The sequence below is a fragment of the Xanthomonas sp. GW genome, assembly GCF_014236815.1.
Classification (GTDB): domain Bacteria; phylum Pseudomonadota; class Gammaproteobacteria; order Xanthomonadales; family Xanthomonadaceae; genus Xanthomonas_A.
Genome location: NZ_CP051189.1, coordinates 61608 through 79687, shown reverse-complemented (window position 1 = coordinate 79687; position 18080 = coordinate 61608). Strand labels below are relative to the sequence as shown.

The following is an 18080-nucleotide window of genomic DNA, read 5'->3' as shown; positions in this document are numbered from 1 at the left end:
ACGGCGGCGACGGACGTTTCACCCACGCCCGCCGATGCTCGGCCCGGACACGATCGTGCCGCCTCGCTGGAGACCCCGCATGCGCATCACCCTGCTGGCCCCACTGTTGCTCGCCCTCGCCGCCTGCTCGCGCGACGATACCGGCCCGGCCACGCACCCGCCCGGCGCCGAAGAAACCGCCAAGACCGACATGCTCGAAGCCGGCGCCAAGGCGCTGCAGGGCAACGGCCCGCTGGCCAAACTCGACATCCACCTGGTCGGCTTCCATCCGATGAAGGAGCACCCGCACCAGCAGATGGAAGCGCACCACTTCTGCCGCCAGGTCAACGAAGACTTCGCGCAGTGCGCCCTGTTCGACGGCGACAGCGCGCAGGCCAACCTGACCGGCGTGGAGTACATCATTTCCGAAACCCTGTTCCAGCGCCTGCCGCCCGAAGAACGATGCTACTGGCACCCGCACAACGGCGAGATCCTGTCCGGCCAGCTGTCTGCGCCCGGCTTGCCGCTTGTGGCGGAAAAGGAACTGATGCGGAGCAAGATGAATAGCTACGGCAAGACGTGGCACACCTGGCATACCCGCGACGGCGCCGGTCCAGGCGACGCGATGCCGACCGGCGAGGCGATGCTGGCCTGGTCGTTCAACCGCGATGGCGAGCTGCAGCCGTCGCTGCAGGCGCGCCGCGACCAAGTCGCCGCACACAGCGCCGCCGAGCTGCGCGCCGATCGCAAGGACCTCACCGCGCTGGCGAAACCGCAGGAGGGCGTGGACCTGTTGCGCCCGGCGTTTCCCGAGGCCACACCGATCCCTGGCGTGTCGGATGCACGGACGCAGCATCCCTAGCGGCTCCCGATCCGCCCGTGCCCGAGCGGCAGCGAACGCCGAAGACCGGGCGGTTTGCGCGATCGCATGCAACGGATGAGCAAACGGCTCAGTCGCTATCGATGCCCACCACCGTCAGCAACAACGCAGGCGCTTCTTGGCCGGCTGCGGCTTCCGACAACATGCCGGTGACGCGCACGATCTGCCCGGCGCCTTCTTCTTCCAGATGTGCCGCCTGCTGCTTGCTCAGCGCCAGGCGCAGGCGGCGCACATCCTCATGGCGCGGCGCCTGTCCGGCGGGCGACGCCGCCACGCACACCGGCGTCGGCAGCGCCAACACCTCGCCGCCAGCGTCGCCCGCAGCAGCTTCGCTGACCGGCGCTCCCTTTATGTGCGGCTCCAACTTGCCGGACAGCGTGACCTTGATCGGCCCATAGGGCAGGCAATGCGGCTGCGCTGCCCGCGCGATCGGCGCAGCCGCCAGCGACGACAACAGCAACAGCGGCAACATCCGGATCGACATCGGCAGCACACACGCAGGGAAGACGGGCGCGAGGATACGCCAGCTTGATGGCCGTCGCGCGTCAGCTGCCCAGGCCTCATCGCGCGGCTCCCGTCCGGGCTTCACCGGCGCCAGCCATTGCGGGTATTGGCGATCTCACAGCCGCAAGAAACCGCAGCCATGCCGCGCGCGATCCCGCCTCGCCACGTCCATGGCGGCAGCGAGCCGTTCCCTGCGAATCTCACCGGATTCGATATCCGGTCGCATTGCCTCCTTGGACGCACGCCTGGCGCGTAGTACCGTGCCGTGTCCACACGCGAAGGAGAGCAAGGATGCGGATCTGGGTGATGATCGTGCTGCTGGCACTGGCCCCCGCGGCGCAGGCGGAGGAAGGAAAGCTGGGATGGCTGCAGGCGCACGAGATCGTGGACCTGTGGCAAGACTTTTCCGTCAACGACGACATCATCGCCGAGGACTACGCGGGCTTCGTCCGCGCTGTCGACCTCGATGCCGATGGCATCGACGAGATCGTCTACCTCAACTCGTCCTACTGCATCGGATCCGGCAGCGACTGTCCCAACAGCATCGACGTGCTGCGCAAACTCGTTCCGGGCAAGACCCCGTCCATCGGCCGGCGCATCGACGAATGGGAAGCCAGGGCGCGCAAGACCGGGTACGTCCCGGACGCCGGCGAGCAAATTCCCGGAGAAGTCATGGAACTGCAGGCCAAGGGCAATCGCATCGACATCACTTTCGTCGTCCACGAGAACTCGCCGATCTGCCTGCGGCACCAGCGCGCGCCCGACGGCAGCGATCGTTGCCCGCCACCGGGTCGCTACACCTGGGCCTATGCCTGGGCACCCGGCAAGTTGACGCGCCTGCCCGACAGCCACTATCAAAAGCACGTTGCCAAGAGTCACTTTCCCGCACGTCTCCAGGGCAAATGGGTGATTGCGGGCAACAGCTGCGAGAAGACCGATGACCCGACGCAATACGTCACGTTCGGCAACGAGCGCATGACCGGTATGGGCGAAGACATCTGGCCCAATCTCGTCACCCTGCTCGCACGTACGCCGTGGACATGGCGGATCGTCACCGCCTCGACGAACGATCCCAACAAGGAGGTTGCCGCCGTCTTCACGCTAGCCCAGCGCGGGGATCGCCTGATCGTCGCCGAAGAATCGCGGGTGCGCACCTTCGATCGCTGCGGTTTCTAGACAGCGATCCTGCCGGCGATCATGCGCCTGTGCGGCTCTCGACATGCCGATGGATGGCCGCGATACCGGCCTCCATCCGCTTGCGAAAAGGAGTGGCTGAACTCGGCGTGGCCATCTTCTATGACCGTTTGAAACGCGCCGCCTCGAGTGCATATATCGCGGGAAGCACGGACGGATGACGCTTTACCCAAAGCGCACCCAAGTAGTCCACGACCGACCTGCCCCCGAGCGCCTCTTCCAGACGATCGCCATGCGCAGCCTGCAGCAGCGTGTGCGCGGATTCCATGACGTGTTCGGAAATTTTGGCCTGTGCGGTCCCGGTGTCTTTTCCCCATTCCTTCTGGATGGAGGAAATGAGCTTTCCGGCCTCTGCTTCCGCCAATGCGCGCTTTCGTGGCATGTGACTGCCTGTGTTGTCGAGTGGTAGATATCATCCACCCCAACCATCGGGCGGCGTGCCTTCGAACCGGATCCTCGCGCGTGGCGACATCGACGACAGGCTCGATGCCGTGGATAACGGGAGACGTGCGGCCGATACCAGAAACGTCCCTGCAAGCGCACGCATGGTCTCTCCTTTCGACTGAGGATGGATGGCGTTCTGGCACTGGACTCTATCGCCCGGAAAAGTCGTCTACCGCCACGTGGAATAGGATGTCACATGGGCATGGTCGAATCCTCCGTGCGCGTCCGCGTCCATATCGATGACGAAGCCTGATTGCCTCAGCACCGATTGCTCCGTGCCTACGACACACCGAAGATGCTGCGAAGCCGTTTCTTTGCAAGCGTCGAAGAAGTAGTCGTCCGAACCGAGCACGGCTGATCCTGCAAGATGGCGGTTCAGGCCTTGCTCCACCTGCTGTGCGCTATAGGCCGTGTAGGGCTGATCGAATGGCAGCCCAGACGCGGCGTACACAAGTTGCCATGGCGTCTCGCAAGCGCAGGGCGCCGGGGAATAGCCGAACAGCAGAAATCCTGCAGCGCATGCCGTGAGGGTTGCTGCTCCAAGGAGAGGAAGGCGTCGCTGCATGTTGCTCAATCCGGAGTTAAGTGTTGGCACACGGCTGGCTGGCTAAGCGCATTGCCTAATCTCATTGAGCGGTCTCAAGAATATCCTGTACTGGACAGCCACTTACGACAGCAAGCCTAAGTAGGACAAGGGCATCACCGTGTTGCTGATGCCTTGGCCGAGAAAAACTTGTCAGCGCTGCATACGGATTACCACGATTATGGACGCATCCCCCCACGATGGCATGGCATGCTGCCCCACTGCTTCTCGCCCTGCAAATCGTCAGGTCGCGATGACGCGCACCTGCACGACATTGCCTTCCGGATCATGGCCATCCAAATGCAGTTGATCGCGCCAGCGCCACGCGGATGCGAGCGGCTTGAAGGCGCCGCCGCTGGACTCGGCGGCGGACCGGGCATGCTCCAGGCTCTCCACCAGGAACGAGCATTTGATTGGCGTTGCGGTTCTCACGTGGAGCGGCCCAGGTGCGGGAGAGGGTGCCCTGTCGCTCGCCATGCGGACCACCGCGATTTCGTAGTGGGGATTGCCCACCACCACGAATGCGTCGTCCTGTTCCACAAGCACGAGCGAGAGCGTGTTCCTGTAGAACTCGGCGACCCGCTCGATGTCCCGGGCGTAGATCACGGTGAGGGCATGGACGGGATGGGAAGTGCTCATGCAATCGGCTCCGGTTCGAAGGCTCGGTTGGGCAGCTCCTGGCCGCACCATGGACAGAATCGCGCAAATGCATACTGCTCATTGATCGACCAGCATGCATCCTCGCCCCTGAACATCTCGAACGCGAATCGCACCTCAGCGTCGGGATGGGTCGCAGCTGAGAACATGTGGATGCAGCAGTACTTGCTCTGCCGTTCGCGATGCGTCACGCGCTCGGGAAACTGGGCATCCATCCAACTGGCGCTCCACCGCTGGCACGCTGCGCACTCCTCGATATGCGCCATCGCCTCATATGTTGTCCGATCTGGGAAATGCGCCTCTTCGACGGCGATCATCCCTTCCAGCGTCAGCTTGAGCGTCGCATCGCCGTCGATGCGGTCGCGCATGCTGGCCATCGTCTTTCGGGCGGCAAGGCAGGTCTCGTCGGTCGTCATGGGCTATGCGTTCGCTGCGATGTGTGAGGTTGGCCGAGCCGCAGCGGCCTAGGCCGGCATGGCGTCAGGCAGCATCCAGCGCTGCCTGCAGCCGTGAAAGCTTGTGGAGGTATTCGTCCGTGTACTCCCAATCGGCCTGGAGCCTGGCCCAGACCGCTTGGCGCTTGAGCGCGCGTACCGCGAAAGGCTTGGCCGAAGCATCGATCGTGCCCTCATCGGCGAGCTGGCCGAATGCCGTCGCCAGCACCGAAACGTCGGTGGTGAAGATGTACTGCTGATCGTCGAAATCGGGATCTTCGATCTGCTCGCGCACCGTGGACTCGTTGAAGATGGCGTCCGAATAGTCGGAGGCCTCCATCTCCCCGACCGACTCGATCGTCCAGATGATGCATGCCTCGAGCGGTTCACCCGGATGTTGCTTGCGCCATTCGCGGTACTCGTGAAGGGCGGTATCTCCTTCGTCGGAGCCGAACGGAGCAAGCTCGTCCGTGCAATCCCAGAAGAATTCGTCCGGAATGATCTGCAGTGCGCGGGGATGGCCGTGTTCCTTGTCGATGCCGCCGAGATCTTCTTCCATGACGTTTCCTCGTACCTGTGCGGATTGAATGGGCGGGATTGTAGGGGCTTCGGTCGCCGAACGGGAGCGTGCGCTCGGACCTTTCGATAGGTTCTCAGGTCTCTTGCCTAAAGGCCCCAGGCCGGCGTGCCACTGGAACGCATGAGCGCGGTCGTCGCGTGCACCAAGTCGTCGCCATTGGCCCACACTATCGCCACACACCTGAAGTGATCGAGATGCACAGAGCTTGGCTGCTCCCCCTGTTGGCGATACCGGCACTGGCGCATGCCGCGCCGGACGATGCCGATGCGGACACTTGCCGCGTTAGCCTGTTCACCGACAGCCAGGCCGGGTTCGCGCTCGCCAAGGTGGCGGTGCCGCGGTTGTATCTGCTCGGCGGCGATGACGGCTGCCCCGGCAAGGGCGAAGCCGCCTGCCGGCAGCGCGCCTACGTGGTCAAGGGCGATGCCCTGGTCCTGGCGCAGCGGCGCGATGGCTTTGCCTGCGCGTTCTATCCCAGCAAGGCCGGCGACAGCACCGGCTGGGTCGCACAGGCCAGCGTGCAGCCGTTGCCGAGCGCGGCCCAGCCGACGCCGCAGGCCTGGAACGGCCACTGGCACGATGGCGACAACGAACTGCAATTGACCGCCAATGGCGACGGCAGCGTGACCGTCACCGGCGATGCCTACTGGCCCAGCGCCAACCCGGATCCGGAGCAAGTACCTGGCGGCCCGCATATAGGCGCCGTCGCTGCGCGCGGCTATCCGGACGGCAACCGGATCGAGGTCAGCGAGGACGAGTGCACGGTCCGTCTGCAGTTGCTTGGCGACCTGCTGGTGGTCGCGGACAACCTGCAGTGCGGTGGTGCGAAGGTCAGCTTCGGTGGGGTGTATTGGCGGGAGAGGGCGGCGCAGCGTTGAGTTCGCAACATGGAAGCGAGATTTCGGCGGTGTCGGGGAAGCGCATACGCCGGCCACGTCCAATGCCAGGGAAGGCACACTGCGCCTAAGGCTCCTCCTGCTCAAGCAGCACAACGTTCATCGCACAGATCGAGCCGGACCATTGCGACAGGTGACCCTTGGACGCTTCCGAGAAGCTTCCGGTGACGTGAAGATGTTGCCCGTTGCCGTCCGAAGGGGCAGAAATGCCATCGATCCAGATACCGTCAGCGAACGTGCGGGCGAATTGATCTTTCCCGGGGGACGCATAGAGAGCAGAGTGCTCGAAGCCTTGGTTGTAGTAGCCGGTCACGGAGACATTACGTCCTTCGTAGGCGCGGCCGTTCGCGATGAGCTCTTCGATGCGAACAACCTTGATGGGACCGACGCCCTGGGCCTGGGGACAATAGAATCTCGACAACCGAATCCTACGATCCTGTTTCTGGCTGCCTTCCCCGTCGGCAGAACCCACGCCATGGCAGCCGGACACGATCGCGACAAAGCACACCAGAACGATTGTCTTCATGTGGTCGATGGCAATACGCCCCCACTACGTGGGTGCCCGCAGGCAGCACAGAACGACGCCTGTGGCGTACGCAATGGTTTGCTAAACCGGGGGTCAGAGTGCACTAAGAAAGTGCACTCTGACCCCATCCTCTGGACCCCGCGATGGCGCGAAGCAGCGCAGCCCTTCACTGGCAGCGGCCCATCATTTCGGTCGCTCATCGCTAGCGGCGCCAGCCCAAGACTTGAAAAGCGCATTGTCGTGCAACGGCTGGTAGATCGGATCCTGCAATTCGATCCTCGCCCACGTCGGATTCTCGGCCGCGAAGACGCCAAGTTCGCTGAGGGCGTCTTCGGGCTGTCCGAGTTGCATGGACAACCGGGCAGCACGCCGCCAGATGCGGTCCCACTGCCAACTCAGGTGCAGCGCCTGGGCGAGCGCTACCTTGGCCTCGGCGATTTTGCCGCGGTCGGCCAGGTGCTCGGCGTTGATCATCGCCTGATGGGCGTAGTAGCGGTCCAGCAGCCGGCGCAGATCCGGAACCGGAGACGCCGACGCGTCTACACGCAGATCTATATCTTCCCAATCGCCTCCCGGCGTTTTGACCAGCAACGCGGCCGACAACCTTCCGATGGTCTGGCCGCCCGCGTTCTCGCCCGCTTCCAGGCTGGCCATCAGGCAATTGGCCAACGTCGCGCGACATGAGAGGAAGTCCGTCTCCATGGCGGTCAGCACGCGCTCGGAAGCCAGCCCGTTTCCCTGGACCGAGTAGCCCTTGCCATGACGGGCGCCGGCCCAAGCCGAGGCGGCCGCTTCTTCGCCCGTGTAGGCCGTCGAAGCGCCCGCGGCAGCGACGATGCCGACTTGGCGCGCCGCGATGGTCGTTCCGTCGAAGTTCCCGTCCTTCGCCAACAGCTCAGCCATGACCTTCGACGGCGGCAAGCAAGTCGAGTCCTCTTGGGCCGTAGGCGGGATTGGTTTCGTACTGGGTGGCCAGTGCGCCGACCTTGGCCTTGGCATAGATCACGCTGGCACCGACCGCCAGATTGTTGGTGGCGACCGCCACGCCGCACGACCCATCCGGGGCGCATGCCGCGATCGAGAACGTCGCATACGCCTTGAGCGGGAAGGCGAGGCATACCAGCGCCATGGCGAGTCTGGCAAGAACATGCATTGCGGCATCTCCAGTGGGCAGGCGTGGAAATGGAATCGATTTGAAGCCGAGGATTGATCGGGATGCCCCCGCATTCGTCACGCCTTGCCACCACCGAGCCGCCGCAACGCGGCCCAGCGCGATCCTCGCCGAGCCGTCATCCGGCGTCAATCGTTCCAAGCGCTGCCGCGGCGGGCGGCCGACACCTGCGTCCGAACATCGGCGCAACCGCCAGGCCTTTCTCGGTCGTGCGCTTTCGCGACGCAGCCGGCACCGAATCGCCCGCCCGCCTGGCGCACGCTCGCCGCCGTTGGCCCACACTACCGGCCACACCCTTTGGAGCGATCGAGATGCGCGGAGTTTGGCTGCTCACCCTGTTGGCGGTATCGGCAATGGCGCACGCTGCGCCGGGCGATGAAGAGGCGGCCACCTGCCGCAATGGCGTGTTCGCCAATAGCCCGGCCGGGTTCGCGCTCGCCAAGGTTGCCGTGCCGCGGTTGTATCTGCTCGACGACAGCGACGGTTGCCCGAGCAAGGGCGAGGCCGCCTGCCGGCAGCGCGCCTACGTGGTCAAGGGCGATGTCGTGGTGCTGGCCCAGCGGCGCGACGGCTTTGCCTGCGCGTTCTATCCAAACAAGGTCGGCGGCAGTGCCGGCTGGGTCGCGCAGGAAAGCGTGCAGCCGTTACCGAGCGCGGCCGAGCCGACGCCGCAGGCCTGGAACGGCCGCTGGCACGATGGCGACAACGGCCTGCAATTGACCGCCAACGGCGACGGCAGCGTCACCGTCAACGGCGACGCCTATTGGCCCAGCGCCAATCCGGATCCGGAGGAAAGGCCGGGCGGCCCGAACGTGGGCGCCGTCACTGCGCGCGGCTATCCGGAAGGCAACCGGGTCGAGGTCAGCGAGGACGACTGCAACGTCCGTCTGCAGCTGCTCGGCGACCTGCTGGTGGTCGCGGACAACCTGCAATGCGGCGGCGCGAACGTGAGTTTCGGCGGGGTGTATCGGCGGGGGGCGGCGGCGCGGCGCTGAGGTCGGGCGTAGAACACGGCTTGTAGTCGCGTAGCCGCCAGCGTCAATTACCACCCCATCGCGACCTTTGCCGGTGCGGCTCGTCAACGGAGTGCAAGGTTCGCTGGGGACATCATGGTGGATACTTGGTCCGGAGCGCGCTTGAAGCCTTGGCTACGCGCCGGCACGGGCGCGGCCCCACGCCTGACTGAGCGCAATGCCGGTCTGCCCATCGGTTCGCATCCACAAGGTGTCCTGGCGTTTTCTTTCTGGCCAGTCGGCCGTCACCGCAAAGGGGAGTTACATGGTTCCGAAGCGTCTATCCGCAATAGCGCAATGCGTGGTTGCCCTGGCATTGGCGTCTTTCAGCATGTACGCCTTGGCGAAAGACACCTTCAAGTGCCCCGATACCCTGCGCGTCTCCGCTGCGGCCCTGCAGAGCCCGGACCTGCCGGAAGGCGGCGAGATGGCCTTCAAGAGCGATGCACCGCTGCCGTTTTTCTCCATGGGCATGTTCTCCGGGCACCCACGCGAGCAGGCGTCATTGGTTCCAGACAACGAGCGCGCGGCGCCAGCAGGCGGGGTCTCGACGTCCGTGTGGACGTTCCCTGGGCCGGACGCGTACGGAAAGTACGCGGTATGCGAGTACGGTCCCGCCGGTCAGGTCCAGATCTACAAGCGGATGCCTGATGCGGCGAGGACGTGCACAGCGACGGCGCGTAGCGTGCGCGCGCGGGAAGCTGCCTTCGAATGCGAATGACCCGCACGCCCCTATCGTGGCGGCGTTGTCCGGCGGAGGGATTGCCGCCCATGTGCGAGGAAGAACCTGGGGTCAGAGTGCACTTTCAAAAATGTCGCTCAGGGAAAGGTGCACTCTGAGCCACCCCTGATAACTCGGACACCTGAAAGCGAGGACAATCCTCGCACGGAGGTGTTCGATGCAGAAGCGGCAGCGGTTCACGGCGGAGTTCAAGCGGGAAGCAGTGCGATTGCTCAAGGCGGGGGATCGGCCAGCGGCCGTGATCGCGCGGGAGTTAGGCATCCCGCGCAACCGGCTCTACAAGTGGGCCACGGACCTCGATGCGAAAGGCGCGGGCGCCTTTGGCGGCAGTGGCCGACCTAAGTCCAACCCGGATGAACTGACCAAGCTGCAGCGCGAGAACGAGCGTCTGCGGCAAGAGAACGAGATCCTAAAAAAAGCGGCGGCGTACTTTGCGCGAGAACTATCGTGAAGTACGCCTGGATCCGAGACCAGCAGGGTTACCGTGTACGTTGGCTTTGCCATGCGCTGGGCGTGTCGCCCAGTGGTTACTACGCATGGTGCGCTCGCCGTCCGGGGCCGCGCGCGCAGGAGAATGCTCGGCTATTGCAGCGGATCGAGCAGTTGCACGTACAAACCCGCGAGGCGTATGGCAGCGAGCGCCTGTGGCGCGCGTTGCGCCAGCAAGGTGAGACCTGCGGCCGGCATCGGGTGCGGCGCCTGCGGCAGGCACATGCGATCAGCACCAAACGGCGGCAACGCTACCTGCGCACGCGCAGCACCTATCAGCGTGTGGCGGTGGCGCCTAACCGGCTGGCATGGCCGTTCGTCAGTCCAGGACCAGATCGGGTGTGGGTGGCGGACATCACCTTCGTCCCGACTCGGATGGGCTGGTTGTACTTGGCGGCGGTGCTGGACATGCACAGTCGGCAGATCGCGGGCTGGGCGATGGGCGAGCGGGCCGACCAGGCGTTGGCCAGCGCTGCACTGGCCATGGCCGTGCACCGCCGACGGCCAGCGCAGGGTGCAATCCACCATAGCGACCAGGGCACGCAATACACCAGCGGTGCATATCAGCGGCAGTTGCAGGAAGCTGGGCTGGTCGCGAGCATGAGCCGCAAGGGCATGCCTTACGACAATGCGGTGATGGAGAGCTTCTTCAGTTCGCTCAAGCAGGAACTGACGCACCACGAGCGCTTCGCCAGTCTCGACGAAGCGCGCGGGAAAGTGTTCGAGTACATCGAAGTGTTCTACAACCGGCAGCGGCTGCACAGTGCGCTGGGCTACCGCTCGCCGGCCGAGTTCGAGAAGATGGCGGTTGTTCCCTAATTAACCTGTCCGAGAAATCGGGGGTGGCTCACTCCGACCCCATATTCATTTTAACCACCGCCCGGCTCGTCCCCGTCCGTGTCTGCCCAGGCAATGTCCGCTCGCTGCCGATCCGACAGCGGCAGAATTTTGCCTTGCGCGAGAGTGAGGACAGTGCCGGCCATCAGGGCATCCGTAAAGATGCAATTCTCAAACGAGGAGCGGCGAAGATCCGATCCGCTCAGGTCGGTAGATTGAAACGACGTGTTGGTAAAGACGGATGCACGCAGATCACTCAGCGTCAGCCGTGCTGATGAAAAATCTACCTGGATGAACTCATTCCAGCAAAGGTTAGACTCCGAAAGATCGGTGTTCTGAAAAGAGACGTTGCTGATCTCGGAGCGACCAAAGAACGTACGCGGCAAGGTCAGATTGCTGAGATCTTCCCCGTCTATCGCCGTCCGAAAGAAGTTGACGCCCATTGGCTCCTCGTCATCGTATTGCGGGAGATGGTCGGGAACGGGCGGAACATCGCCGGGTTCCAAGTAGCTCGGCTGCAGGCGTAGGCAAGATGCTTCATAGCTTTGTCTAGTGGCCATGGATCCTCAGTGTCGACTGACAAGACGTAAGCCGCCCTGGATAGTATCCAGACAGGCCGATTGCGGGAAGCGCATCGAGTCAGTCCTCGGTACGGTAGCCACCAGGCTCACCACTTGTTCGCCGTCGCGCACAGGGGCCTACAGCATCCGGCCGACGACAACGCCCAGTTCTTCCAAAGCCGGAGTCAGATTGTCTTTTGTGAACCTAACTCCGTTACCGGCAAACGAGCGTCGGTTTGGACGGATCGTTAGCCCGTCTTCCCACGCGCCGGCGTAAACATGAGCGGCGTGTGGTGGTGCCCGGTTTCAGCCGGCCACAGTTCGCCCGGCAGCGTGATGCGCTTGCCAAGCTGGGGCCGGAATAGATCGTATTGACCCGGCTCCAGGAGCAGTTGCAGGCTGGCCGCGGAGACGACGCCTTGATCGTCATCGCGCACGCATACCTGCGCCGGCAGCCGCAAGACGAAATAGGTCTCGGCCTCGTCGCCGTCCTGGACGCTCTCGTAGTTGGGCGGGCCTGCGAACGTGACGCGCTCAAGGACGCCGGTGAGCCGAACCACCTCCGGCTGGCCGGGCAGGCACTGGGCGTTCGCGGCACTCGATGCCGCGAGGAGCAAGGGAAGCAGAAAAGCGAAATGTCGGAGCATGAGCACGCACGCTTAGTTGGCGCATAAGTAGAGAATCTGGATCAGAGTGCACTTTCCAGGGTGCCGGGTACATAGAAAATTGCACTCCGACCTCATTTTCTGTAACCCCGCCGATCGTGCCGAACGACACTCAGCTCTTGCGTGTGTCCGACACGGGGGCCAGCACCACCGTCAACAGCAGGGGCTGGCCATCCTCGGCCGCTTCACCGCCTTGCAGACTGGCCTGTTCGAGTTCGCCGATCAGCGTGTTGATGCGTGCCAACTGGGCAGCGTCGGCACGGAAAGAGAGATGGCGCACGGCGCAGTTGCGTTGGCTACCTTCGAAGCGCGCCGCGGCCTGCGTGGCTGCCCCCGCGAACGCGCGCAGGCTGGCGCCCACCGCGCTGCTGGCCACCTTGATCAGGTTCCTGCGCCCACCCGGCGTGCGCAGTGCGTCGGCCGAAGACAGCTGCCGCGCTACCACGGCATAGACCGCTTCGGGTCGACGGCCGGTGCTGCGCCGTTCAACCACCTGCACCAGCCCAGCCGATTCCAGCCGCTCCAGGTGGTGATAGAGCGCGGTGACCGGGCGCCCCAGGCGCTCGCCAAGCTCGCGCGCGGTGGCCTGGCCGTCGATATCCAGGCGCTGCAGGATCGCCAGCCGCGGCGAAGACGCCATGGCGCCCAGTTGGTCCGGGGTCAGCTTCAGTGCGCGCGGCGCAGGGGGGCTTGCTGGGGGTTTGCTCATAATTCAAACTATAGATCAAAATTGAATAATTGGCGGCTTGGACATGCGTACTCGATACCTGCGGATCGTTGCCGGCGCCCTTGCCGCCACCATTGTCGGCTGCGGCTGCGCCTCGGCCTCGCCCACGGTGCCGGCCGTGCCTGCCGGCGGCGTCGGTCGCCATGCCAGCGCCATCGACCCCGCCGTGACACGGCGCATCGATGCCGATGTGCAGCAGGTCATGCAACGCTTCCAGGTGCCCGGCGCGGCCATCGCGGTGATCGTGGATGGCAAGCCCGTCTATTCCAACGCCTACGGCCTACGCGACCGTGAGCGCGCACTGCCGGTGCGTCCCGATACGCCGTTCGAGATCGGCTCGATCACCAAGCAGTTCACCGCCGCAGCCATCGTGCAGCTGCAAGAAGCGGGCAAGCTGCAGCTGGACGACCCGCTGGCGCGCTACCTGCCGCATGCGCCGCATGCCAACGAAGTGAGCCTGCGCCAGCTGTTGACCCATACCAGCGGCCTGCACGACTACTTCGATGGGCCGGAAGCGGAAGTCGACGATCTGGTGACCCGCCCCATCGACTTCGAGCACCTGATCGCGCGCATTGCCGACCAGCCGCTGGACTTCCCGCCGGGCACGCGCTGGTCGTATTCCAATACCGGCTACGCGCTGCTCGGCAAGGTGATCGAAACCGTATCCGGCGAGCGCTACCGCGACTACCTGCAGCGGCACATGCTCGCGCCGCTGGAAATGACGCACACCTTTACCCTGGCCGACAACGACCGCCTGGCCGGCATGGCCGTCGGTTACCGGCATGAGCAGGGTGCGCTGCGGCGCTCGCCATACTTCCACCCGGACTGGAGCGGTGCGGCCGGCTTCCTGGTCAGCACCCTGGACGACTTGGCGCGCTGGGACGCCGGCCTGAGCGGTGGCAAGGTGGTGTCCGCAGCCGGCTATGCGCAGATGAAGACCTCCTTCGCCACCGCCGATGGCAAGCCCGTGGGTTACGGCCTGGGCCTGTTCGTGGATTCGGTGTATGGGCAGGCGCGGGTCGGTCACACCGGCGGCTCGCAGGGTTTCACCACCGCCGATGAGTACTTCCCGGATCTTGGCCTGCGCATCCTGGCCTTCAGCAACCTGGGCGACAAGAAGCCCGAGGCCGGCATCACCATGACCAACCTGGTGTTCGCCGCACTGCATCCGGACATCGTCGCGGCCTGGGAACTCCCTGTTGCCGGCGAGGTTGCCGCCGTCAGCGACAGCGCGAAGGCCTCGTTCCGCCAGCTGCAGGGCGGCACCGACTACAGCGCCTTCAGCGACGACCTGCGTGGCAAGCTGTCGGCCGGCATCGGCGCCGGCATGATGCGTTCCCTGAGCCCGTATGGCACACCGACCGCCATGGTGTTCAAGGGCACACGCCAGGGCGAAAAGGGAACGCTGTACAGCTACGTGGCCGAGTTCGGCCCGGGAGCGTTCATCGGCTATACGGTCCGGCTGGACGAGACAGGCCTTATTGCGGGGTTCGCGGTTGAATGACGGGTGACTTGTCCACGGAAGCTTGGTGATGCGCGCGTCGGGGCAACCGGACCGATGCGGCCTAGTGTGGCTAACGATCGTCTGCGACAGACAGATATTCTTCGAGCGTATTGGCGCGCTCGCAGAGACGGAAAATTTCGTTCTGCATGACTTGAAAGCTGCTCACCATTTCGCTGCCATAAAGCGACGACTCAAAGGCCTCGCTGGTGCCGTGGAGCTCGAGCCAGGCGCGCTCGGCGCGGACAAGGTTTTCCTTGGATGTGTCATGCAGCTTGCTGAGCAGCGACTTATACGTAGCATTCAATCGAGCGTCTTGTCTCTTCTTCTCCGCAGATTGGCATGCGGCAATCGCAATATTGTCTGATTCTGCTTTTTCAATGCATCCATAGAACGCATTGGTAATTCCCTTGGGCGCTTGGTGTTTGATGACCTGAGCGGTGCTTTCATATGCCAGTGCTTGCCCGTTCACAAGAAGGGCAAGGCAGAGGGCGAGTATCCTGGTTGCTATTTTCATGCATTACAAACCTCGATGGGGCAAGGGGTTTAAAGGATGTGTCTGATCGGGTGGATAAGCCGGATCGTGCCATCCGCCGTCGGCCAGCCAGGATGCAGGTGAGGGTACCTTAGATGGTATCCAGGCGAGTCGGTTGCAGGAAGCGTACCGATTCAATCCTCGGTGGCCAGGCTCACCACCAGTTCGCCGTCGCGCACGCGCACTTGCAGCTTCTTGCCGATGGCGAAGCCCAGTTCCTCCATCCAGCGGCCGGCCAGGCGCAGCGCGGGCATGCGCTTGCCGTTGGCGGCATGGCCACAGCCGACGGTGCAGTGCTGCGGCGGGCGCGTGCGGCGCGGGGCGCGTTGCTGGCGGGCGAGATCGGCGGCGTCGGCCGCGGCGATCTGTTCGGGCGTCAGCATGGTAATAAGCTCCGAATCGACGATGGTCCAGTTCGGGCAGCAGGTTGCCTTGTGCGTTGCACGCTTGCGCGCAGGGGCAGGACGGGATGACGGTGGATGCATGGCGAAGCCCTCCTTGACGACCAGAAACCCGCCGCCAGCCGGCGACGGGATGTCGGGAGGTTAGAAACCGCTAGTAGACGGCGGGCGTATTTCCCCGAGGGGTGTTGTATTAGCCGCCCTCCCGACGTAGGCATCGCGTCGGTTGTACCTGAGGTATCAGGCACAAAAAACCCACCGGTTTGTCGGAGGTGGGTACCGCTACTAGAGGAGTTTCTACGCTCCTTGGAGAATAGATTGCTACTGGTTGTTTCAAATGTCAACTGGTCGACGTGGCGAAATCGCGGTTAGAAACCGAAGACAGACGGCGGGCGTATTCTTCCGAAGGGTGTTGTATTAGCCGCCCTCCCGACGTAGGCATCGCGTCGGCCTGCGCCTGAGCATCGGGAAAAAAAACACCTTGATCTCGGAGGTGGGTACCGCTGCCTTAGAAGTTTCTACACTCTTTGGGCAACAGATTTGATACCGGCTGCTTTAGATGTCAAGCGTTGAGAAGGCACCGGTGCACAAGTAAAAGCACACCTAGCCCCGCTATCTGCGGGGAAATTCTACTCTGACCCCTGTTACTCTGCATCGGTTTGAATAAATTGTTACCGCGCACTTACGTAATACTGATCAGTTTGGATGTACTTGACGTTGAATTTATGCTGCTCCCTTGTTCTTGCTAGGCGTTGCATAAGTTCCGCTCTTGGATCGCTTGCATGGAACTCGAACTTGGTCAGAATTTGATTGGTTAGCGGGTCTAATAGGGGTACGCCGAGCAAGTTGGCTCTAGCACAAATTTTCAAGTCCCTCAGGGCATCCGTCAGCGATTCCTCAAGATCAGACCACCATTGGTCTGTCATGTGACTATCGGCCGTGTAGTGCAACACATTACCGAACCGCTCTGCATGTGATCGCAGGCCTTTGCTTACGGGAATGAAGCACATCGTTATCGGGTCGGCCCCGTTTGCTGATATGTAAAACTCTACAACTTGGCTTGAATTAGAGAACGTTTGCTCAAGGCCTTTGAAAAGTTTCGGTATTTGCCACCCGCGCTTTAAGCGCTCAGATACCTCGTCATTTGCTTGGACGTACGACTGAAGGCGTGCCTCAACGCCCATACGAATTTCGAGTGCAGCGTAGATGAGCTCTACCCTTGATCCGGCAGAGATCAAGGAAGACGCGCGGTCCGCGAAGCCTTGAGTCAGTGTTGAGTACATTGGGTTTTCACGCTAACTTTTGAATTCAGGGGCTGCCGAAGGCAGTCCGCTGGAATTAGGGGTTAAGCCTCACCGCGAGCTAGTTATCTTGAAAGAATTTGCTCGCTCTGTCTGGTGTCATAAACCTGCCTTCATCATCGAATGAGCCGCGGCCGGAGGGGACTTCATGGGCGATTCGGCCGATAGTCGACGGAAGTATCGGTGGGCACGCGCATTGTCTCTTTCCGCATGCGGTGCAACTGTCTGGATAGGCGCGTGCAAATGCAAGCTCAAGCGTATCGCCACGTTTGGCAGAAGTGACATTGGCGCGCGAGTCGACAATATTCTGAATGTGCATAAGCCAGGCAAATACGTCCGCGGCTTCACTCAAGAGATATCCTGGCTCCGCCCGGAAGACCCGAACCGCTTCCGCCAGTTCGCCAAGTTCTTCCGTCAAACGAGCGAACGAGGGTCCGAACTCCTCAGTCTGTTGTGCTGGATAGATGGTGGAGTACATCAACTGCCACTCCTTAAGACGTTTGGGGCGCCCTCTTTTCGATCCAAGCGTTGCCAACTGAGTCCATGGCGGTCCACCAGAGGCGGCTTTCCGCTCCGTACAAACATCTGGGTTGTGCCGCGGCTCTTGGCAGTAAGGACACACTGCGGGGAATTTATCCCAGAGCATGTCTTCGACGCTTTTAACTCCCAATTTTCCACATAGCGCCAACCACCAAGCCAAAGCCTTGACGATGTAAGTCTCAGGATTGACGCCCGCCTTGCGTTTGCTGCTGGCCAGCGCAGAAAGACTACCTATCACCTCAACGAGGTGCGAGAAGATGGCGCTGGGGTCGCGCTGGAAGTTTTGATTCCAGAATATTCGATTTGAGATTTTGTACCATTCATCTAATGATCGAGAGGCATTCTGCGTGACAAGTGCTTCAGAGAATGTTGGACCTTCGTCTTGTCTTCGTTGAAATCGTGTGAACTCACGATTTAGTTCCTCTACCTCTGCCATCAAATCAGCCGGAAAAAGGTCCGTCTTGATGTTCGCATCGCGAAGTCGCCTCTGACCCTTCCCAGTAATGTCGGGGTTCGGATCCAACATTCCGATAACAACACGACTGACCTTTCTTTCGATTAGACGTTCAGCGCAAGGAACCTTTGGGTGATTTCTCGTGGTGCACGGCTCCAGAGTGGTGTAGACGGTCGCCCCAGCAATGATTTGATCTTCTAAGCGCTTCTCGAGGGCAGTGAACTCTGCGTGCTCGCCGTCGGCAAGCTCACCCCGGTAGCTGACAGAAAGAACTTTACCGTCTTTAACGACTACTGCGCCAACCTTCGGGTGAGCACGTCCGTCCTCGCCCTTGCATTTTCTTGATGCATCGATTGCCATCCGCATGAATTCGAGTTCTGTCGTCAATTTTGCGCTCCAAGAATAGGAATGGTTATCGAGAGGCCTAACACCTGTGTTAAGCCGCGCCGCGAAGCGGCGTCGGCTTG

The 18080-nt window shown here is 62.5% G+C and carries 21 protein-coding genes and 1 pseudogene; 8 read left to right on the top strand and 14 right to left on the bottom strand.

Annotated elements, in window-relative coordinates; all coding sequences use genetic code 11:
• The first annotated feature begins 79 nt into the window (after window positions 1-79).
• Entirely contained in the window at window positions 80-841 is a 762-nt protein-coding gene (locus HEP73_RS00370; RefSeq protein ID WP_185821693.1) for an OBAP family protein, read from the top strand.
• 88 nt (window positions 842-929) lie between these two features.
• Here the strand turns inward: HEP73_RS00370 and HEP73_RS00365 are convergent, their stop codons facing one another.
• Window positions 930-1448 (bottom strand): hypothetical protein, encoded by a 519-nt coding sequence (locus tag HEP73_RS00365; protein ID WP_255423614.1) that lies wholly within the window; start codon window positions 1446-1448, stop codon window positions 930-932.
• A gap of 221 nt (window positions 1449-1669) precedes the next feature.
• Between HEP73_RS00365 and HEP73_RS00360 the strand changes: the two genes are divergently transcribed.
• Window positions 1670-2539, top strand: coding sequence for a hypothetical protein (locus HEP73_RS00360; protein ID WP_185821692.1), 870 nt, complete (start codon window positions 1670-1672; stop codon window positions 2537-2539).
• 118 nt (window positions 2540-2657) lie between these two features.
• On the opposite strand, the gene HEP73_RS00355 is transcribed toward HEP73_RS00360, so the two are convergent.
• The 5 genes from HEP73_RS00355 to HEP73_RS00335 form a co-directional block, all read right to left on the bottom strand.
• Complete coding sequence (locus HEP73_RS00355; protein WP_185821691.1) at window positions 2658-2939, bottom strand: hypothetical protein; 282 nt, start codon at window positions 2937-2939, stop codon at window positions 2658-2660.
• A 231-nt stretch (window positions 2940-3170) separates the two neighbouring features.
• A complete protein-coding gene (locus tag HEP73_RS00350) occupies window positions 3171-3566 on the bottom strand; it encodes a hypothetical protein (protein WP_185821690.1) in 396 nt (131 codons plus the stop codon).
• Between the two features lie 261 nt (window positions 3567-3827).
• The gene (locus HEP73_RS00345; protein WP_185821689.1) at window positions 3828-4223 is read right to left on the bottom strand and encodes a VOC family protein; all 396 of its coding nucleotides are present in this window, start codon (window positions 4221-4223) and stop codon (window positions 3828-3830) included.
• On the bottom strand, window positions 4220-4657 hold the full coding sequence (locus HEP73_RS00340) for a hypothetical protein (RefSeq protein WP_185823558.1): 438 nt from the start codon (window positions 4655-4657) through the stop codon (window positions 4220-4222). The genes HEP73_RS00345 and HEP73_RS00340 overlap by 4 nt, the downstream gene beginning before the upstream one ends.
• A gap of 64 nt (window positions 4658-4721) precedes the next feature.
• Window positions 4722-5234, bottom strand: a complete 513-nt coding sequence (locus HEP73_RS00335) for a hypothetical protein (RefSeq protein ID WP_185821688.1) — start codon at window positions 5232-5234, stop codon at window positions 4722-4724.
• Between the two features lie 215 nt (window positions 5235-5449).
• On the opposite strand from HEP73_RS00335, the gene HEP73_RS00330 reads away from it, so the two are divergent.
• Window positions 5450-6133: a hypothetical protein gene (locus HEP73_RS00330; protein ID WP_185821687.1), complete on the top strand. Its 684-nt coding sequence runs from the start codon at window positions 5450-5452 to the stop codon at window positions 6131-6133.
• An 85-nt stretch (window positions 6134-6218) separates the two neighbouring features.
• Here HEP73_RS00330 and HEP73_RS00325 read toward each other — a convergent pair whose 3' ends face one another.
• Together HEP73_RS00325 and HEP73_RS00320 are read right to left on the bottom strand one after the other, a co-directional pair.
• On the bottom strand, window positions 6219-6677 hold the full coding sequence (locus tag HEP73_RS00325) for a hypothetical protein (RefSeq protein WP_185821686.1): 459 nt from the start codon (window positions 6675-6677) through the stop codon (window positions 6219-6221).
• A 183-nt stretch (window positions 6678-6860) separates the two neighbouring features.
• A pseudogene (locus tag HEP73_RS00320) lies at window positions 6861-7806 on the bottom strand (DUF1028 domain-containing protein).
• Window positions 7807-8159: 353 nt separating this feature from the next.
• Here HEP73_RS00320 and HEP73_RS00315 point away from each other — a divergent pair.
• The 4 genes from HEP73_RS00315 (at window position 8160) to HEP73_RS00300 (ending at window position 10911) form a co-directional block, all read left to right on the top strand.
• On the top strand, window positions 8160-8843 hold the full coding sequence (locus HEP73_RS00315; RefSeq protein ID WP_185821685.1) for a hypothetical protein: 684 nt from the start codon (window positions 8160-8162) through the stop codon (window positions 8841-8843).
• A 358-nt stretch (window positions 8844-9201) separates the two neighbouring features.
• Entirely contained in the window at window positions 9202-9582 is a 381-nt protein-coding gene (locus HEP73_RS00310) for an STY0301 family protein (RefSeq protein ID WP_185821684.1), read from the top strand.
• Window positions 9583-9760: 178 nt separating this feature from the next.
• Window positions 9761-10054 (top strand): transposase, encoded by a 294-nt coding sequence (locus HEP73_RS00305; protein WP_185821683.1) that lies wholly within the window; start codon window positions 9761-9763, stop codon window positions 10052-10054.
• Window positions 10048-10911, top strand: a complete 864-nt coding sequence (locus HEP73_RS00300) for an IS3 family transposase (protein WP_345776850.1) — start codon at window positions 10048-10050, stop codon at window positions 10909-10911. The genes HEP73_RS00305 and HEP73_RS00300 overlap by 7 nt, the downstream gene beginning before the upstream one ends.
• Before the next feature lie 50 nt (window positions 10912-10961).
• Here HEP73_RS00300 and HEP73_RS00295 read toward each other — a convergent pair whose 3' ends face one another.
• The 3 genes from HEP73_RS00295 to HEP73_RS00285 form a co-directional block, all read right to left on the bottom strand.
• Complete coding sequence (locus HEP73_RS00295; RefSeq protein WP_185821682.1) at window positions 10962-11372, bottom strand: pentapeptide repeat-containing protein; 411 nt, start codon at window positions 11370-11372, stop codon at window positions 10962-10964.
• 365 nt (window positions 11373-11737) lie between these two features.
• On the bottom strand, window positions 11738-12136 hold the full coding sequence (locus HEP73_RS00290; protein WP_185821681.1) for a DUF4431 domain-containing protein: 399 nt from the start codon (window positions 12134-12136) through the stop codon (window positions 11738-11740).
• Window positions 12137-12266: 130 nt separating this feature from the next.
• Window positions 12267-12863 carry an ArsR/SmtB family transcription factor gene (locus HEP73_RS00285; RefSeq protein ID WP_185821680.1) on the bottom strand — a complete coding sequence of 199 codons (597 nt, stop codon included), beginning with the start codon at window positions 12861-12863 and terminating at the stop codon, window positions 12267-12269.
• A 43-nt stretch (window positions 12864-12906) separates the two neighbouring features.
• Between HEP73_RS00285 and HEP73_RS00280 the strand changes: the two genes are divergently transcribed.
• Window positions 12907-14385, top strand: coding sequence for a serine hydrolase domain-containing protein (locus HEP73_RS00280; protein ID WP_185821679.1), 1479 nt, complete (start codon window positions 12907-12909; stop codon window positions 14383-14385).
• A gap of 70 nt (window positions 14386-14455) precedes the next feature.
• On the opposite strand, the gene HEP73_RS00275 is transcribed toward HEP73_RS00280, so the two are convergent.
• The 3 genes from HEP73_RS00275 to HEP73_RS00265 form a co-directional block, all read right to left on the bottom strand.
• Window positions 14456-14899: a lysozyme inhibitor LprI family protein gene (locus tag HEP73_RS00275; protein ID WP_185821678.1), complete on the bottom strand. Its 444-nt coding sequence runs from the start codon at window positions 14897-14899 to the stop codon at window positions 14456-14458.
• A gap of 152 nt (window positions 14900-15051) precedes the next feature.
• Window positions 15052-15300 (bottom strand): SymE family type I addiction module toxin, encoded by a 249-nt coding sequence (locus HEP73_RS00270; RefSeq protein WP_345776845.1) that lies wholly within the window; start codon window positions 15298-15300, stop codon window positions 15052-15054.
• A 1380-nt stretch (window positions 15301-16680) separates the two neighbouring features.
• Window positions 16681-18000, bottom strand: coding sequence for a deaminase (locus HEP73_RS00265; RefSeq protein ID WP_185821676.1), 1320 nt, complete (start codon window positions 17998-18000; stop codon window positions 16681-16683).
• Between the last annotated feature and the right edge of the window lie 80 nt (window positions 18001-18080).

Bases quoted from the DNA above. Each gene is read 5' to 3' on its own strand.
- HEP73_RS00370 (WP_185821693.1), top strand. From the start codon at position 80: ATGCGCATCACCCTGCTGGCCCCACTGTTGCTCGCCCTCGCCGCCTGC.
- HEP73_RS00360 (WP_185821692.1), top strand. From the start codon at position 1,670: ATGATCGTGCTGCTGGCACTGGCCCCCGCGGCGCAGGCGGAGGAAGGA.
- HEP73_RS00355 (WP_185821691.1), bottom strand. From the start codon at position 2,939: ATGCCACGAAAGCGCGCATTGGCGGAAGCAGAGGCCGGAAAGCTCATT.
- HEP73_RS00350 (WP_185821690.1), bottom strand. From the start codon at position 3,566: ATGCAGCGACGCCTTCCTCTCCTTGGAGCAGCAACCCTCACGGCATGC.
- HEP73_RS00345 (WP_185821689.1), bottom strand. From the start codon at position 4,223: ATGAGCACTTCCCATCCCGTCCATGCCCTCACCGTGATCTACGCCCGG.
- HEP73_RS00340 (WP_185823558.1), bottom strand. From the start codon at position 4,657: ATGACGACCGACGAGACCTGCCTTGCCGCCCGAAAGACGATGGCCAGC.
- HEP73_RS00335 (WP_185821688.1), bottom strand. From the start codon at position 5,234: ATGGAAGAAGATCTCGGCGGCATCGACAAGGAACACGGCCATCCCCGC.
- HEP73_RS00330 (WP_185821687.1), top strand. From the start codon at position 5,450: ATGCACAGAGCTTGGCTGCTCCCCCTGTTGGCGATACCGGCACTGGCG.
- HEP73_RS00325 (WP_185821686.1), bottom strand. From the start codon at position 6,677: ATGAAGACAATCGTTCTGGTGTGCTTTGTCGCGATCGTGTCCGGCTGC.
- HEP73_RS00315 (WP_185821685.1), top strand. From the start codon at position 8,160: ATGCGCGGAGTTTGGCTGCTCACCCTGTTGGCGGTATCGGCAATGGCG.
- HEP73_RS00305 (WP_185821683.1), top strand. From the start codon at position 9,761: ATGCAGAAGCGGCAGCGGTTCACGGCGGAGTTCAAGCGGGAAGCAGTG.
- HEP73_RS00295 (WP_185821682.1), bottom strand. From the start codon at position 11,372: ATGGGCGTCAACTTCTTTCGGACGGCGATAGACGGGGAAGATCTCAGC.
- HEP73_RS00290 (WP_185821681.1), bottom strand. From the start codon at position 12,136: ATGCTCCGACATTTCGCTTTTCTGCTTCCCTTGCTCCTCGCGGCATCG.
- HEP73_RS00285 (WP_185821680.1), bottom strand. From the start codon at position 12,863: ATGAGCAAACCCCCAGCAAGCCCCCCTGCGCCGCGCGCACTGAAGCTG.
- HEP73_RS00280 (WP_185821679.1), top strand. From the start codon at position 12,907: ATGCGTACTCGATACCTGCGGATCGTTGCCGGCGCCCTTGCCGCCACC.
- HEP73_RS00275 (WP_185821678.1), bottom strand. From the start codon at position 14,899: ATGAAAATAGCAACCAGGATACTCGCCCTCTGCCTTGCCCTTCTTGTG.
- HEP73_RS00270 (WP_345776845.1), bottom strand. From the start codon at position 15,300: ATGCTGACGCCCGAACAGATCGCCGCGGCCGACGCCGCCGATCTCGCC.